The 16,935-nt window shown below is 64.2% G+C and carries 10 protein-coding genes; 9 read left to right on the forward strand and 1 reads right to left on the reverse strand.

From position 1 onward, the window contains the following. Position 1: 1 nt before the first annotated feature. On the forward strand, positions 2-748 hold the full coding sequence (locus tag ACQY72_RS05640; protein ID WP_428156270.1) for an SDR family oxidoreductase: 747 nt from the start codon (positions 2-4) through the stop codon (positions 746-748). Between the two features lie 196 nt (positions 749-944). On the opposite strand, the gene ACQY72_RS05645 is transcribed toward ACQY72_RS05640, so the two are convergent. Beyond that, on the reverse strand, positions 945-1,439 hold the full coding sequence (locus ACQY72_RS05645; RefSeq protein WP_428156271.1) for a hypothetical protein: 495 nt from the start codon (positions 1,437-1,439) through the stop codon (positions 945-947). Positions 1,440-1,689: 250 nt separating this feature from the next. On the opposite strand from ACQY72_RS05645, the gene ACQY72_RS05650 reads away from it, so the two are divergent. From ACQY72_RS05650 to ACQY72_RS05685, 8 genes are all read left to right on the forward strand, one after another. Beyond that, the gene (locus ACQY72_RS05650; protein WP_428156272.1) at positions 1,690-3,282 is read left to right on the forward strand and encodes an N-6 DNA methylase; all 1,593 of its coding nucleotides are present in this window, start codon (positions 1,690-1,692) and stop codon (positions 3,280-3,282) included. After that, the gene (locus ACQY72_RS05655) at positions 3,282-6,029 is read left to right on the forward strand and encodes a hypothetical protein (RefSeq protein WP_428156273.1); all 2,748 of its coding nucleotides are present in this window, start codon (positions 3,282-3,284) and stop codon (positions 6,027-6,029) included. The genes ACQY72_RS05650 and ACQY72_RS05655 overlap by 1 nt, the downstream gene beginning before the upstream one ends. After that, positions 6,026-10,354, forward strand: a complete 4,329-nt coding sequence (locus ACQY72_RS05660) for a helicase-related protein (protein WP_428156274.1) — start codon at positions 6,026-6,028, stop codon at positions 10,352-10,354. The genes ACQY72_RS05655 and ACQY72_RS05660 overlap by 4 nt, the downstream gene beginning before the upstream one ends. After that, positions 10,347-12,581 (forward strand): hypothetical protein, encoded by a 2,235-nt coding sequence (locus ACQY72_RS05665; protein WP_428156275.1) that lies wholly within the window; start codon positions 10,347-10,349, stop codon positions 12,579-12,581. Before ACQY72_RS05660 ends, ACQY72_RS05665 begins: the two co-directional genes overlap by 8 nt. Positions 12,582-12,631: 50 nt before the next feature. Next, positions 12,632-13,135 (forward strand): phospholipase D-like domain-containing protein, encoded by a 504-nt coding sequence (locus tag ACQY72_RS05670; RefSeq protein ID WP_428156682.1) that lies wholly within the window; start codon positions 12,632-12,634, stop codon positions 13,133-13,135. 396 nt (positions 13,136-13,531) lie between these two features. Beyond that, complete coding sequence (locus ACQY72_RS05675; RefSeq protein ID WP_428156276.1) at positions 13,532-14,737, forward strand: nucleotidyltransferase domain-containing protein; 1,206 nt, start codon at positions 13,532-13,534, stop codon at positions 14,735-14,737. Beyond that, positions 14,734-16,476, forward strand: coding sequence for a ThiF family adenylyltransferase (locus tag ACQY72_RS05680; protein WP_428156277.1), 1,743 nt, complete (start codon positions 14,734-14,736; stop codon positions 16,474-16,476). The genes ACQY72_RS05675 and ACQY72_RS05680 overlap by 4 nt, the downstream gene beginning before the upstream one ends. Then, on the forward strand, positions 16,466-16,921 hold the full coding sequence (locus ACQY72_RS05685) for a Mov34/MPN/PAD-1 family protein (RefSeq protein ID WP_428156278.1): 456 nt from the start codon (positions 16,466-16,468) through the stop codon (positions 16,919-16,921). The genes ACQY72_RS05680 and ACQY72_RS05685 overlap by 11 nt, the downstream gene beginning before the upstream one ends. Positions 16,922-16,935 lie beyond the last annotated feature (14 nt).

The following is a 16,935-nucleotide window of genomic DNA, read 5'->3' on the forward strand; positions in this document are numbered from 1 at the left end:
CATGACCGACAACATCACAGGCAAGACCATCGTCATCACCGGCGCGTCCTCCGGCATGGGCGCGGCTGCCGCTCGCCACCTGGCCGCGAAGGGCGCCGCCGTCGTCCTCGGCGCCCGCCGCACCGACCGCATTGAGACCTTGGTGGCCGAGATCACCGCCGCAGGCGGCAAGGCCATCGCCGTGGCGACGGACGTGACGAAGCGGGACGATCTGCAACGACTGGTCGCGGCCGCCGTCGAGACCTATGGCCGCATCGACGTGCTGATCAACAACGCCGGCGTCATGCCCCTGTCGCCGCTGGAGCGGGTCAAGGTCGACGAATGGGACCAGATGATCGACGTCAATCTGAAGGGCGTGCTCTACGGGGTCGCCGCAGCGTTGCCATCCATGATCGCCCAAAAGTCCGGCCACATCATCAACGTCTCGTCGGTTGCGGGCCACAAACTGTTCGGCGGTTCGGCCGTCTATTCCGCCACCAAGTTCGCAGTGCGCGCCCTGTCGGAAGGCCTCCGTCAGGAGATGGCGCCCCACAATATCCGGACCACGATCATCTCCCCCGGCGCAGTCAAGACAGAACTCCTCGACCACATCAGCGAGACGGACGTCCAGAAGGCCAACCAGGATTATGTGGGTCAGATTGGTGTCCCCGCCGAAACCCTAGCCCGACTGGTCGCTTTCGCCATCAATGAGCCCGAGGATGTGGGGATCAACGAGATACTCTTCCGCCCCACTGCCCAAGAACTCTAAGGCTCTCGACAGCATCTTGCCGGGTGATGGCCTGATCACCCGGCAATGTATTGCTGGAGTGGTCCCGAGAGCTGATGAGAAATCACGAGCTTCGGCAGCGCCCAGGGGCTAAGAAGCGCCATTAGCGGAAGTTGGTAGACGGCCGAAGAGCAGACATTGATCCAGCGCAGAATGCGCACCCAGGCCAAGCGAGAGTTCAGAGTTCGCCGTAGCGTTCGAGAACTTCCATAAGCACTTCGTTTGCGTGTCGGAAATTTCCCTCCTGGTCGGCTAGACCATACTGCCACTTGAGGCCGTGAAAGAGGTTGTTCCGGAGGCGATAGATGATCAGAAGAACTGCCGCCACAACACTTTCGGCATCATCACGCTCCTCGGTCATAACTGCTCCCACGAGCTCTCCACGGTCGTTCGGCCTGAACAGCAGGCTCTCAAACCGTACGTTGAGCGCCCCATTTGCGAAGTATCTCCTCCGCCAATAGTTCAACGCCGACCGAACGGGTGCTGAGCGCGCCAAGCCGTCTTCGCGCCAACGGGCGGCCAGATCGCAAATCTTGCCTGGACCCGCGTGTTCGTCCAGTAGACGGCCTTCGAACAGTGCCCAGAAATGGAGGAAGCCCGTTACGGCGTCGCGTTCCACTCCTCGAAGATCTCGATATCCAGGCACGTTTGCCCGAAGCCAGTCGTCATACATGGAGAGTCTCCAGACCGTTGGAAGGTGCCACGACTTGTCGCTGCAAGGCGTGGAGCGCCAGCAGCAGCCTTTGATGTCCTGGCTCGAAACAGCAGTCAGCCGATCTGCGGTGCCGTTTCGATCTCAGCTTTCCAAGCCTGATTGATTTTCGCGGCCGCGAGAAAATATGTCGATTTGTCAAAAGCAGTGCGATCTAACAAGCTACCGTAAAAGTTGATTGACGGGGGGGCGTAGTTGGATGGGGAGTGAAGTGTCAAAATCGGCGCTGCTCGCCCATGCCCGATCCGCGGCCAAACACCTTTCCGACCCGAAACATACCCTCCAGACACGCGCTGGAGTGTGCCTCGATCTGCTTTCGAAAGTCGGTGCCGACGAGCGCCTTGATGGATTCCGGCAGGCTCTGCATGCATTGCCGATGGACGAACGGCACTACTGGGTTGGAACGCTCTACACCCTGATGTTGCCCACCAAGGTGCGGCGGTCGCAAGCCACATACTTTACGCCGCCTACTGTGGCCGACGCCGTTGTCGAAATGGCAATAGCGGCTGGTTTTGATCTCGCCAAAGATGACGTGCTTGACCCCGCTGCTGGCGGGGCCGCCTTCCTCTCCACGCTCGCCGGTCGGATGTCGATCGCTGAGCTGCCGCCACGCGAGGTATCCCACCGTCTGAACGGCATCGAGATCGACGAGGGCCTTGCGGTGCTTTCGCGCCAGCTGATTGCAGAGCGCCTCGGCGCGCCGCTGTCCCGCGAGATTATCGTAGCGGGCGATGCGCTGCGTTATCCGATCCCAGCCTCATACGGCCTAGTCATCGCGAATCCCCCGTATGGCCGCATTTCCCTCGAGGAAGTCTCGGGCGACGCCTGGAAACACGTCGCGCACAGAGGTCACGTCAACAAGTACGCCTTGTTCACCGAGCTATGCTTCCGACACACTAAGCCCGGCGGGGTCGTCGCCCTCGTCATTCCTTCGAGCTTCCGAGCGGGCCCGCTTTACGACCGCATGCGCACGTTCATTCGCTCTCAGGGCGAGGTGCTCAGCATTGGATCAATCGCCGGTCGGGACGGCGTCTTCGTCGACGTAGCGCAGGACATCAGTGTCTTGGTCGCGCGGAAGGGCAAACCGCACCCTAGCTGCGCGATGGTATCGTTTCCGACTATCGGGCACGCGACAGCGACCGAGGCGGTCGTCGAGCAAGCATTGCCGCCGGAAGCTGGCGTTGCATGGCCGCTGCCGGCAGCGGATCCACGCAACTACGGCGGCGCGACACTCGTCGACTACGGCGTCACGGCGCGCGCCGGATACTTTGTTTGGAACAGAGAACGGGGCAGGCTGGTCGAGAAGTTGCGGCGTCATCAGCGCGGCTACCCCCTCATATGGGCCAAGAATGTGCGCCTGCACGAAGATTGCCGACCCGCAGGCAAGAAGAATCTCAGCGCAGATTTCGTCACATTCGACGACGACAGCGCCGCAGTCATCAAAACCGCAGCCGCTGTCATGCAGCGGACGACCAACGACAAGCAACCGCGCCGCTTGATCGCCGCCATGGTCGATCCAGCTGTCATCGAAAAGTGGGGCGGGTTCGTGACTGAGAACCACACGATCGTGCTCACTGCGGATGATCCCGAGAAGCTTCGGACCGCCATTGCCTTGCTCAATACCTCCGCAGTGGATCAGCGCTACCGGCGCGTGTCCGGCACCGCGGCTGTCTCCGTCACCCTCCTGCGGCAGCTGGATTTGCCGGAGCCGTCCGCCTTCGCAGCAGCGCTGGTCGATGCAGCTGGCGATCCCGAAATCGCCGCGCTGGCCGCCTATCGGCGGCTCGAGCTGGCAGACGCCTGATGGCCCGCAATCGGCCTTATAATCGCCCGCCGGGCACGCAGGACCGGGACAATGTACGGGAGGTGGAACTTGCCCGGCGCCAGGCGCTCATCGCCAAGCTCACAGAGACAGCGGCGAAACGTGCCGCCAATCCAGTCCCACCATTGGAGCCCAAGCCGGAGCGGCCGTCGCGCGATGCAGACAGTTACATCGCCGCGATCGCAGCCCATCCGCTCTATCGGCTCGGTGAAGAACACGCCGCAGATCTGACCCTGACATACGCGACCCTAGTTCGGTCGGCCGTTGAAATTGCCGGACGGGGTGACGCCAAGGTCGTGATGCCGTGGCCGCCATCCAAGGTGTCGCCATCGGCAATCGTCTCGCTGCTGGCGATCGGCGCGATCGGCAGCGCGCCCCGCGAAAATGTCGAGTTTCAAGGCGCGCAGACTCACAGCCGAGGGCGCGCCGACGAAGTGCGCGCAGTCGTGTTTCCGTACGCCCGCAGCGCACACGCCCAGGCGAGGCAGGTGCAGGTCGATAGGCATGAGTTGGGCCGTACAAACTTCGAGCACGTCGCGCGATATCTCGGCAGCGGCAGTGACGCGGCGAAAGATCTGCATCAGGTTCTCGCGCGGGTCCGCCAGCTGAACGGACGCGCGTCTGACGGACGCGAATACGCCGAGTTCGAGCACCCCATCCTTGACGAGGTCATTCCCCACGGTCCCGCCCGCGGCGACCGCCCATCCAACAGCTCAATCCTTTGGCGTACGCGCGCCAAAACCGACATTGGCCGTCAGGCGCGCTCGGGCGAGGCAGATGATCCCGCCAAAGCCGCATACTTCATGTTCACCGTCCGCCGGGACGACCGGCTGGGCAACGAACTGCGCGCCATCAAGCGGCCGCTTGATCTCCTCATCTTAGACCTGTCACGCAACGGACGGGACCGCCTCGGTTGGGACTGGGTACGCCGGGCTAGCGAGATGGTCGCGTCTCTGCGAGAGATCCACCCCTCGGCAGGCATCCTGGCCGTCGTTGATGATCCATGGTCATATCGCGCAGCCCGTTTTGACGTGCTCGCAAGCAGGCGGCCCGGCAAGAATGGCAAAGTCTTCCCCGCGCCGGGCAGCGTCGTTTATTGCCCAACTTCCGGAATTCTCCAGGAGGTCGGGCAGATCGCTCCCCCATTCGAGGGTGCGTTGTCCATCACTGTTGACGGGTTCTACGGCGACGTCGATCGCAACATCGAGCACCTGCGCGAGCTCGCCAACCGCCTTGCCAACATGGGGGATCCCGCGGGCGCCGCGACCGCCCGCAACCTAATGGGGACGGTCCGCCGGTCGGCGAGCCTACCTGGCTCGATCGCCGAGCTAAGCCGCTTTATCGAGCGTGAGACGTCGGCAGCCATCGCCGACGACCGTCTCGCCACATATCGCGCGACAGCCGACATCAGCACTTTGACCGACCCCACCAGCCTCGCAAGTCAGGGCGACGCCGACAAGGGAGTGGCGGCTGAAGCCAGGACTGTGATGCGCACGCTCGAGCAGGCGACGCCGATGGCCACGCTGATTGAGGATGCGATGCAGCCCGCGTTGCGATCGAGCTCCCGCTCCGTCTTCGTGTTCCGGTCCGACATGATCGCCGAGTTCGCCGCGGACAGGCTGGGCCGGTCGCATCCCAAGCTCGCCGAGCGGATCGGAAACGGCGTCATACGCTTTGGCGGTGCACGCGCGCTCGACACCGTCGCCGACGCGCCGGCATCCGCTCGCAACCATTTCAAGCGCGCCATCGTCGTCGCCCCCACGACATCGACGATACTGGCCATGCTGGCGGAACCGTGGCTGCCCGAGCACGTGGTGGTCCTAGCCGATGCGGATACACTTGCGTTCGCCGCCCGCGACGCCTCGCGCCTCGCCGATGAGATCGGCGTTGACGCGCTTGCGGCGCGGCTGCGAACTTTCGCCGAGAAGGCAAACAGCCGCGTAGCGGAAATCGGCCGCCACAGTGTGCAGCTGGATGCGGAGGCGCCGTCGGAGGACGTCGAGTTCCCGACCGGTTCGGTGATCGACCTCACTGGCGGCGGTCGGGGCGAACGCCGGCTGGTTGAGATCAAGCTCGGCAATGGGCAACGCATCATCGCCCGCCCGTCAACCGGCATGGTCCTGCGGGATGACGGCGCGGCGACGACCACCTTCGTCGAGCGACCCGCGTCACAGTTAAAACGGGGCGATGAAGTCTGCGTGATCGGCGCTGGGTTCATCGAGCGCGCCCGGTCGCTCGTGAACATTCGCGCGACCGCGGCCGAGGAAATCCGCGAATACCACAATCAGGTGGCAAAGCGGTTCGCAGGCATACCTGAGGACTCGACGCAGGGACGGCTCCGCGTTCTGGTCGCGCGGATGGGCCAGCCGGTCGTGCCGATCGAGCGCGCCAGATACTGGATCGATCTGCATGACGAGATCGACAAGCCACTCCACGAGGTCGTGCCGCATGCCCCGCAGGATCGGGACACATTCATGCGGTTCACTGAGGCGCTCGGGATCGGACAAAAGCTAGCCGAGAGTTTCTGGCTGTGGGCCGTAGTCGCCCAGCGTTCCCACCGGATGCGCGCGGGAAACATCTTCCACGATGCCTTCCGCGGCATTCTTACTGATCCCCATGCCGCGCTCGCGAGCAACCGCGACCGCAGCGCCAACATCAGGGCGCTTCGCGCAATGGCTGAGGAACACGTCGCGACCGTCGCCGACACGCGGAGCATCGAGGCATCATGAAGGGTCTGTCGAACGCGAACTTGTCTGGGATCGACGTCGAGCTCAAGGAAGCGGTCTGCGACGCGCTGGTGAATGCACTCGTTGAGCGCGTGAGCGGCACTGACGAGCGAGGGCGGACGATCTATGGCGGATCGCCGCGGCGTGGAATATTCGCAGGCCAGCTGCTCCCGCGCTTCGACGTTAGCGGTGCCCTCGACGAGACCACCGACATCCGCATCGCCGCGATCGGCATGGACTTTGTGGTAGGTGCGAACGGCTCTGCCGCTATACTGGCGACGCCCCGTTTCTCCGTATACGTGCGAGTCATTCCGCAGTGGCGAGACCTGACTGGCGGCGGTGGTCTGCTTGATTTCGACTTCAAGCTGCAGAAGGCGCTCCAGCAGCAGATCGACGCTGCGATCCGCGTCGACCGGGCGACCGCCCTGAAGGCTGCTAACCTGGAACGGCCCGACTGGAAGGCGATGGACGAGGCGCGCCGGTCGAAGGTCCGCGCCGAGCGAGCCCAAATCCTCGCCGATGTGCGGGTCAAGGCCTACGCTGCATTTGGTATCAAGCTGCTGTCGGGAGTGCCCGATGAACCTGCCCTGACGGAAGAGTCCCCGAATGGGAACGAGGGCGCCACCGGGGAATCCACCGAACAGCCGGCACCGATCTCGCGCCTCATCCGCGAGGGTCGGGCCCTGCCGCTGGCGCTCGTCGATCCCGCGCCGATACCGGGCAAATGGCGGCGGCTGGACCTCTCCCTCCCGACCTTTGAGTTCGACAGCGCAATGGCGTCGCCGGCCCTCGCCGCCGCGCTAGTCACCTACAATTCCAGCCTCGCGGCGGCGGTGGCGGTCCAGCTCGAGGCGTGGGCTGCGGGCGAAGGTGTCGCCGAGGCATGGCGCGACGTCAACGTCTCACCCGGCGAGACGCTGGACGAGGCCCGGTGGAATGGCGCCGTCGCGGCGCTAGCGGCCAGGCCCGTCGACCGTACGCGCGTCGTCCCCGATCTCTCCCGCATCGCCCTGAAGGTCGAGCGCCAGATCGACTTCCTAGACCCCGCGCGGCTGTCGCTACGGGTCATGTTGGATAACCAGTCACCCGAGCCCACACCGCACGATGCGCGCGGTCGGTGCAACACCGTCTTCGGCGCCGGGCTAACGCTCGCCCTTCCCGCCGCCGCACACCGGCCGCTCCGGCTCGATAGGGTCGAGCCTTCCTACCGCTTCCGCGACCACCTCGACTATCCGGCGATCGGGCTCAACTGCGGGGTCGAGGCGATCGCAGCCGGGGACCAACTCTCCCTGGGCACCACCGCCGCCCCTCGTTTCGCACAGCCGCGTATCGTTCCACGAAATATTGACCTGCCCTTTCAGTTTGCGATCCTTAAGGATCGGTCCTTCGACGCGAAACGGCTGCTCGAGCTGCCACGTGCCTACAGCGAATGGATCGACGGCCAAGAGAAGCGGCTGCGCGACACCGTAACGAAGGGCCTGACGCGGGACGATGCGGCGGTAGAAAAGGCTCGTCTGGCGAAGGACATCGCCGCCCAGCGCGCCGAGGCGCGCTACATCGAGCGCGGCGTCGAGATCCTGATCGCGTCTAAGGAGGCCAGCGACCAGTTGGCCGACAACCCGCCGGGCGATGGGGGCGACCTCGCGCGACGCGCCGCGCCCTGGATGGCATGGACGCTCACCAACGAGGCCTTCGCGCTACGGGATGCGCACGACACGAGCCGAGGCTGGCGCCTATTCCAGATGGCGTTCGTGCTCTCCCATATCCCGGTGTTTGCATCCCGCATGGCCGAGTGGCGCGAATTCCACGACTCGATGCTCGACGAGGACGGAGTGAGCCTGCTCTATTTCCCGGCCGGCGGCGGCAAGTCGGAAGCGTTCTACGGCACACTGCTATTTGCCATGTTCCTCGACCGCCTGCGCGGGAAGGACCGTGGGGTCACTGCCTTGATCCGCTATCCCCTGCGGCTCCTGACGCTACAACAGGCGCAGCGCTTACTCAAACTTGTCATGCGTGCAGAAATGGTCCGCCGTCGCCAGAAGGTCGGCGGGTGGCCATTCGAGATGGGTTTCTGGGTGGGAAGCCAGAACACGCCGAACCACTACAGTGCGTTCAGCGCCGATATCCCGCTCGCCAACGATGCCAAATTCGCCGACGACAGCATGCTCGACGGTGAGAGGGGAGAAGAGGACCAACGCGCCCGCGGCCGCCGATACGCCGAGGCCCGCGAAGCTTTCGACAAGATCCCCGAGTGCCCGGTTTGCGGACAACTCACTGGTTTGCGGCGGGACGAGAACGAGGGTCCGACCGGGCGGCGCGCGGCCATCGTGTGCTTCAACGACAGGTGTGCGTGGAACAAAGAGCACGGCCGGCGACACCCTCTCCCGTTTCTGCTGACCGACGATGCCATCTACGCCCGCGCGCCGGCGATCGTGCTCGGCACCGTCGACAAGCTGGCCATGCTGGGCCAGCATACCGGCACGATCTCCAAGGTGCTCGGCATGTTCGGGCTCGCCCGCCGTGTCGATCAATGGGGAAACCTGTCTACGCCACGGCGCGAGGAGGACCTCCGCCGCGATCCGGCCGGCGACAACAGCTCGAACGTGCATCCCGCATACGCGGACGGGAAGAGGGTCTTCCACGATCCGTTCCCGTCGCTGATCATCCAGGATGAGGCGCACCTTCTTGAGGAGAGCCTCGGGACGTTCAGCGGCCTGTTCGACACGCTGCTCGACGCGGCGTTCGAGGAGATCGCCGAGATGGGTGGCGATGGACTGGACGTCGCCCGGCGATGGACCGGCGACGGCTGGGGCGCTCCTCGGATGCCGAAGGTCATCGCGGCGACGGCCACGATCTCGGTGCCCGAACGCCAGCTCGAGACACTCTACCAGCGGCACGCGTTGCGCTTCCCCTATCCTGGTCCGGATCTCTACCATTCCTTTTTCGCCGAGCCGGCACCGCCGCCGGCCGTGAACCCCGAGCGAGTCGAGCTGGCGACGCGGCTACCGTTCGCCCAGGCTCCCGAGCAGACCGCACCATGGATGCGCCTTTACGTGTCGCTGATGACGAACGACGCGACGCACACGGTCACCACGGTCGGGGTGCTGGCCGCGTTCCACGGCATCGTCACAGCGCTGTGGGACGGCATGATCGCAGACGACCGCCGCGCTACGACCATCGAGTCAATGCGGGCGGCCGTGTCGCCGGGCCGTGCGGGGGATTGGCACCGGGCGGCGATCGACCGTGCCCTCGCGGAGGGCCGCCACGATAAGATTATGGCGCTGGTGGACCTGCACCGGATTGCGCTCGCATACGTTACTAACAAAAAGGGCGGCGACCAGATCATTGACGCCCTGAGCGCCGCCGTCGAGCACCAGCATCGCCGCCTTGGCCACGAGAACTCGCCGTTCGCCAGCCGCCTGATCTCGGGCGGCATCGACATGAAGGATATCCAGCGCGTGATGGAGGAGGCCGAGACCTCCTTCGATGGCAAAGACTATCCCGACATCGGCGCGACGGTTCGGAACATCGTCGCAACCTCGGCGATCAGCCACGGCGTCGACGTCGACCGTTTCAACAGCATGTTCTTCGCGGGGCTGCCGTCCGACATTGCCGAATACATCCAAGCCTCCAGCCGCGTCGGCCGCACCCACGTTGGGTTCGTGATGCTGCTGCCGACGCCGCAGAACCGGCGTGACCGCTACGTTGTGGAGACGCACGACATTTTCCACCGATTCCTCGAGCGGATGATCGCGCCGCCCGCTGTCGAGCGCTGGGCGGAGAACGCGATCAAGCGCGCGATGGCGTCGTATGTGCAGGCATGGGCGATTCTGCGCGAGGCCCGCGAGTTCATCAGGCAGGACGACGCCAAGAAGCCCGACGTCCTCCAGATGGACCAGGTTAGCCGCCTCGCGTCACTCGCGCGCCTAAACCACGTCGCCCTCTGCGAGGCGATCGGCGACTTCATGCTCAGGGCCAGTGGCTACACCGGAAAAGGCCCATCAAAGCTGGGAGCGCCGCACTACGAGGAGTTCTACCGCTCCCTCGTCGACAAGCAGGTCGACATGTTCGTCCGCAGCATTGCCAGTCGCGGCACTACCTCGAGCTTGCGGGAATACTGGGATGACCTTCCGGTATTCCAGAAACCGATGACGTCGCTGCGCGACGTGGACGAGGCCGGCTACATCGTCGCGGCGGGTCGTGACCCCCTCGCGCGCAGCCGATCGACCGACATCGACCGTGGACAGCTGGCGGAGGTCATGCGCGCCATCAGAACCCAGCGGGGCACTGCCTCGGACATGGACGCCGACGGAGGAACCGATGGCTGATGCGAAGGGGGGCGCCAAGGACTGGCGCAGTGGCGGCGGCGGGCGCCGTCCGTCCGCGTTCGGCGGCGGGCGCAGGGAACCCGATCGCCTCGAACCGCCGACGATGTCACGATCGCGCGTGCAGCTGGCCAGTTCGTATGCGCCGGGCGTGCTCATGACTTGGGAGGGCGGCAAGGGTATCTGCCGAACCGTTCCGCTCGCGAACGACATCACGAAGGAGCTAAAGCAGACGACGATCGAGCTGATCTATGAAAACCTGCGCGACTTCGTGACGAACTGGCGCGAACGCGCGATGAAGGCGGTGCCCGACGCCCCGCCGGAACTTGTGCTCGACGGCCCGTTCCTCAACTCCCGCACCGGCGAGGCGAACGTCGAACGATCGGACTTCCAGATGACAGGACCGGACCGCGTCGGATATGTCCCCTATCCGCTGCTCTACCGGTGCGGCGTCTGCGGCTCGACCCGTGAATACGACAGTGTCGCCGACCAATACAGGCAGCCGCTCCCGAAGAAGTGCCACGGCCACGACGCGCGCTGGACCCAGGTCGACGTCGTCTACGCGCACTGGTCGGGCGACATCCAGCCGCTCAGCCCGTTCAACTTCAACTACGATGCTCAGAGCGGCGAGGTCCGCCAGATCAAGGTCTGCACTTGTGGCTCCAACAGTTTCAAGCTGCTGAATTCCGGGCCGGTGTTCTCCGAGTGGAGGTATGTCTGCGAGGACTGCGGCAACGTGCGGGGTCTTGAGAAGAAATGCCCGGACGTCGTCGCCCGGCTGCAGGCCGAGCAGCTCGCTGGTGGGCGGACATTCCAGCTGGTTGAGGTCAACATGCTGCCGGTTTCATACCGGGCCAACTCCACCTTCTACCCCCAGCGCATCAGCTTCATCGAGTTCCAGGACAGCTCGGTCGTCGACCTGATGACGCCGCAGCGGACCGGCGCGCTGACGGCGAAGCTCGGGCAGATCCACGCCATCCCGTTCGACGAGCCGAATGACGACGAGATCAGGGACAAGGTCGAGGCATCCCCGCCGCATTCGGGGGAATGGGACGACCACGTCGGGTTCATGGCCATGGCCCAACGCGCCGACGCGAGCGGACGGCCGGATCGCGCCCGCAACTACCGGGAGCAGGCGACCGAAATGCGCGAGGGCTGGTTCGCGGCCGGGATCGTCGACCGGGGTCGTCTCGGCAGCCCGGGCGTCCTGCGCGCAATCGCGCTGCGCGAGGAATGGACTCGCCGCTACGACCCGGTCCGGCTCACCGTCCAGCACGATGCGTTCACCCGCGAGCACATCGACGATGCCATGTCGCGGCACGCCGCCGTCGATGTAATGGAACCTGACATCACGCTGACCGACGTCGTGAACGATCCCGAGCGCAGGGCGCGCTACCAAGCGGCCACCGGCAACCTGTTAGCCCTCCTCGGTGTCGAGCGCCTCGTCATCGTGCGGGGCCTACCGATCTGTGAGTTCAGCTTCGGCTATTCCCGCGTTTCCTCGACCCCGGTCTACAAGCGCGAATACCAAGGCCAGAGCATCGACATGCCGGTGCGCCTCAAGGCGTTCGACCAACTACCCATCCAGGGGACCAAGCGGCCGATCTACGTCACGCAGCAGCGGAATGAGGCGCTATACTTCAAGCTCGACGAGGCGCGCGTCATCCGCTGGCTGAAGGCCAACGGGGTCAGCGACGTGCCCGACGAAGGTCTGGGCCGGGTCTTCTTAGAGCGATACGACGACTTCGGCCCATTCCTCGAGATCTTCAAGGACCGCGAGGGGACCGGCGGATACCCGAGGACCGTCCCGGCCTACGTCTATCTCCTCCTACACACGCTGTCGCATCAGATGATGCACTCACTTGCGGATACTTCGGGCGTCGATCGCGATGGGATCGGCGAGCACATCTTCCCCGCTGACCTCGCCTTCGTGATCTACCGCAAGGGAATGACGCCGGACCTCGGCAACATATCCGCGATGTGGCGCAACCATTCCGACGAATTCCTCCGCCGGGCGATAGACCCACGGACGCTGCGGTGCGGATCGGGCAGCCTGTGCGACGCGCGCGGTGGGGCTTGCCCGGCCTGCGTGATGGTGTCGGAGGTGAGCTGTATCGCGTCGAACCTGCTGCTGTCGCGCGCCGTGCTCAAGGGCGGCCGCGGACCCGAGTGGGAACCCAAGTCGGCTCCGGACCTCGTAGGCTTCCTCGATCCCGCAGTCGCCCGGTGACGCGCGGGGTACTTATCTCACCGAAGGCTAAGGCCAGACTGGTGGTCACGATGCCACCCGAGCCAAGCCGTCTCGGAACCGCGCTATCCCATGACATCGCCAGCGACTACGTCACCTTGACGCCCACGACCGACGCGTTCCACCACATCGCCTCGCTGGCCCGCGAGCGGCTCATGATCATGGTGCCATACATCGACTCGGTCGGAGCGGACTGGGCTGCGGAGATGTTCGAGAACACGGCCGCCACTGAGCGCACGCTCGTGATCAGGGATGCGGGACAGCTCGATAGGTGCGGAAGTCCAGGCCGGCGTCTCAAGCGCGCGGCGACGCGGATCATCGACTACGGCGGGGCCGACCTCAGCCAGGAGACCTTCCACGCCAAGATAGTGCTGGCCGACGGCGTCGCTGCATACGTCGGCTCGGCAAACCTGCTGAGACGGTCGAAGATGGCCAACCTGGAATGCGGCATGCTAGTCGAGGGGCCAGCTGTCCAGGCCGTCAAGGTTCTCTTGGACGCCGTTATCTCCGCCGCCGGCCTCTCAAATACTCGTTGATTGTCGCCGTGTGCGCGGCTCTTGGTTTAGACACGCAGCTGCCGGTCGAGCTGCCGAACAGCGCGTTTGGCTAAAGCCGGACCGACCCGCGCTACCTTAGCAGCAAGCCACGATCGAAGATCATATTCGCATTTTATCCGGACATTTCGGATGTCAGCGATGAGTCACGAAGAGACATTGGGACTTGGCCGATAGCTACGTCCGATCCTGACTCCGAGCAGACGTTTGCAAGGTCTGCTCGCGGGCTGAAGGCGAAGCCGGCACCGCAGCTCATTCGAGTGGGTCATGTCGGGTCGCTACCGAGCCATCCATGACCATCTTCCTAGGGGTGTGGCTTGTTTCAAATGCAGCTTCACATTAGGAACAAACAAGAAACAAAATTGCCGGGAGAGGGCCTTGGCCGCGAGCGCAACCACATCTTCAAAACGCTTCATCGAGGCGATCGCCGACGAACTCGGCATCAGCGACGGGCGCTACGAACAGGCGAACGACAGCTATCTGTCGCTCGGACGCTGGCTCAATCGACCGGCGTCTACGATCGCAGTCTATGCGCCAGCGGTTTACATCCAGGGGTCCTTCGGTCTCGGGACGGTGATCAAGCCGTTGAGCCTCGAAGAAGAATATGACGTTGACGCCGTTTGCGAGTTCAAGTCGATCGCAAAGCACACCGTTTCACAGAAGCGCCTGAAGACCCTGCTGGGGACCGAGATCGAGGCCTACCGCAAGGCCCAGACCATGGTGAAGCCCCTGGGGGAGGGACGGCGCTGCTGGACGCTGAACTACGCCGAGGGTGCCCAGTTCCATATGGACATCGTGCCCGCTGTTCCCAATGGGGCGGAGGTCCGCAGGATGCTTGAGGCACATCGCTTCGATGCCCGTTGGGCCGGGACGGCGATCGCCATCACGGACAACGAGCGATACAATTACAGCGTGGTCTCCGACGACTGGCCGCGTTCAAACCCGAAGGGATATCTGCAGTGGTTTAAATCCCGGATGCTGGTCGTCCTGACCGAGCGCAAGCGGGAGCTGGCCAAGTCGATAAACGCGACAGTGGAGCAGATCCCCGACTATCGGGTGCGGACGCCTTTGCAGGCGGCGATCATGATTCTGAAGCGCCACCGGGACATCATGTTCCAAGACGACGAGATCCACTGCTGCCCGATCTCCATCATCATTACCACCCTGTCTGCCCATGCCTACAACGGCGAGGAGGATATCGCCGAAGCGCTGCTGTCGATCCTGTCGGGGATGGATCGCTACATCCAGCGAGACGAACGTGGCCGGGCGTGGATCCGCAATCCGAGCGACCCGATGGAGAATTTCGCAGATAAATGGGCCGAGTACCCGGCGAGGGAACGCGCCTTCTACAACTGGTTGGCCCAGGCGCGGGACGATTTCCGCCGCATCGCGAACATGGAGGGCCGCACTCTGATTGCAGAAGCTCTGACGCCCCGCATGGGCGCTGAGCTGGCCAAGCGTGCAGAAGGACGCCTTGGCGGGACAGGGTCGCTACTGCGCGGCGCCACCAGCGCGGCGGCCTCAAGCACCCCTTCGTTCGGTTCGACACCGCGCGTGCCCAGCACTCCCAAGGGCTTTGCATGATCTGGTGGGCTTCGCAGCCGAGCCGGGCGCGAAGCGAAAGACTGGCGATTGCGGATCTGGCCGAGCAGCACAGCTGGTTGACCGTGCTGACATGGAGGCTGACGTCAGAGGGACGGCTGTGCTGCGATCTGGATATCGATCATCTGGGCAAACCCGTCCCGTTGACCCTCACCTATCCGAACTATTTTCCGGACATGCCGCCGCAGGTCACGCCGCGCGACGGGGTTCGACTGTCCCATCACCAGTACGGCGCGGGCGGCGAACTCTGCCTCGAATATAGGACCGACAACTGGGAGCCGTCCTTCACTGGGGCGATGATGCTGGAAAGCGCGTTCCGCCTGCTGACCGGAGAGACGCCGGCTGAGGGGGAAACCGCGGACGTCGCAACCGCCCACCGGACAACCCTCGGGCAACAGGTCCGCAGCGCCGTCTGCCGCTTCATCGTTACGGAAGATGCCCGCACGGCGCTCGCCGCCGTCCCGATAGTCGAGGCTCAGGAAGCGGAGATCGTCGAGCAGCTTTCGACGCGGAAGTGGATGGCCTTCCCCAGCCGGGTCGGCGGGGAAGAAAAGCCTTACTGGATCCACACTCCAGCGCTTTCCGATCTGCGGACCCGCAAGGGCTTTTTCATGCGTTTGCCTCCCGGGCTCGGGGCGACGGTCAAGGCGGATTACGACGTCGTTGAAGCCCTTGTCGAGGCGATGAAGCACGAGGACGCCGCAGCGAGACTGGCGAAATCGGACGAGGAGCTCATCTTCATCACGGAATGCGATGGGCTCATCAAGCTTGTCTCGGTGTCGCCGGGGGAAGGCAAACGGCCCGTCTATGACTACACGACCGTGGCTATCCCGGCTGAACAAGGCCGGCTTTCGTCCGAATACGCGCGGCTCTCCCAGGCGAGCGTTGCGATCATTGGCTGCGGCTCCGTCGGGTCCAAGATCGCCGCATCCCTGGCCCGCGCCGGCGTCGGCAAGTTTGTGCTCGTGGACGGCGACGTCCTTTTCCCGGGCAATCTTGTACGCAACGAGCTCGACTGGCGCGGGGTGGGCCTAAACAAGCCCGACGCGCTGAAAACGCGGATCGAGGAGGTGTCTGTCAAGGCGGATGTGAAGATCTACCGCATCCTCCTGGGCGGGCAGGAGAGTTCGGGGGCTACGGACGGGGCCCTGGTCGCAGCTGGGAAATGCGACCTGATCATCGACGCCACGGCGGATCCGGAAATCTTCAACCTCTGCGCCGCCGTGGCGCGCAACGACCGCAAGCCTCTGGTTTGGGGGCAGGTGCTTGGGGGCGGGATCGGCGGCCTCATCGCGCGACTGCGTCCCGATCTCGACCCCCTGCCGCACGCCGCGCGCCGGCAAATCTCGGACTGGTGCGCCGAGAAAGGTCAGGCTTTGCCGACGGTAAGCGACACCGACGTTCAGTATGGTGTGACCCTAGACGAGACCTCGCCGCCCCTGATCGCCGATGATGCGGACGTGACACTGATCGCGGGCCATATGACGCGTCTGGCGCTGGATATCCTGGTAAGAGAGGCAACCCTGTTTCCGCAGTCCGCCTATGCCATCGGCTTAAAGCCAGGCTGGGTTTTCGAGGCGCCGTTCGACACCTGGCCTATCACCCTTGTTCCCGAGGGGACCTGGGGGCCAGTTCAGGACGACAACCTGTCTGAGCAGTTGGAAGCTTTCACCGTGGAGTTCTTTCCCGAGACCGGCCAGGAACCGGGCCATGAGGCTTGATCTGCCCATAGATGTTAGCCGACGTCTGCACCATGCGGTCCGGCGCGCTGGCAAAAATGAAATCGGGGGCGTGATGATGGCCGAGCAGATCGAGCCCGGCCATTTCACCCTGGTGGATTTCACGGTCGATCGTCGTGTCGGGGATGAGGCCCATTTCGTCCGATCCGTCGATCACCATCGCGAGGCCCTGGCGGAGTTCTTCTCGCTGACCGGATCGGACTTCGGCCGCTTCAACTACCTCGGCGAATGGCATTCGCACCCAAACCATCCGCCTGTCCCGAGCATGGAAGATGTCCGCTCGATGGAGCGACTGGTTCAGGGGGAGCGTGAGATTGAATTCGCCGTCCTTTTGATCGTTCAGGCCAGGCGTGGCGCACTCGCACTGAGCGCCAGGCTCTTTCAACGCGATGCGCCGATCAGAGACGTGGCGATCGTCGGCGTCTGATGGGACAGCGCATT

This window comes from Brevundimonas sp. (assembly GCF_965279155.1).
GTDB lineage: Bacteria > Pseudomonadota > Alphaproteobacteria > Caulobacterales > Caulobacteraceae > Brevundimonas.

What these genes read in the sequence shown, in the direction of transcription:
- ACQY72_RS05640 (WP_428156270.1), top strand. Translation starts at nt 2, where the DNA reads ATGACCGACAACATCACAGGCAAGACCATCGTCATCACCGGCGCGTCC.
- ACQY72_RS05645 (WP_428156271.1), bottom strand. Translation starts at nt 1,439, where the DNA reads ATGTATGACGACTGGCTTCGGGCAAACGTGCCTGGATATCGAGATCTT.
- ACQY72_RS05655 (WP_428156273.1), top strand. Translation starts at nt 3,282, where the DNA reads ATGGCCCGCAATCGGCCTTATAATCGCCCGCCGGGCACGCAGGACCGG.
- ACQY72_RS05660 (WP_428156274.1), top strand. Translation starts at nt 6,026, where the DNA reads ATGAAGGGTCTGTCGAACGCGAACTTGTCTGGGATCGACGTCGAGCTC.
- ACQY72_RS05665 (WP_428156275.1), top strand. Translation starts at nt 10,347, where the DNA reads ATGGCTGATGCGAAGGGGGGCGCCAAGGACTGGCGCAGTGGCGGCGGC.
- ACQY72_RS05670 (WP_428156682.1), top strand. Translation starts at nt 12,632, where the DNA reads ATGCCACCCGAGCCAAGCCGTCTCGGAACCGCGCTATCCCATGACATC.
- ACQY72_RS05680 (WP_428156277.1), top strand. Translation starts at nt 14,734, where the DNA reads ATGATCTGGTGGGCTTCGCAGCCGAGCCGGGCGCGAAGCGAAAGACTG.
- ACQY72_RS05685 (WP_428156278.1), top strand. Translation starts at nt 16,466, where the DNA reads ATGAGGCTTGATCTGCCCATAGATGTTAGCCGACGTCTGCACCATGCG.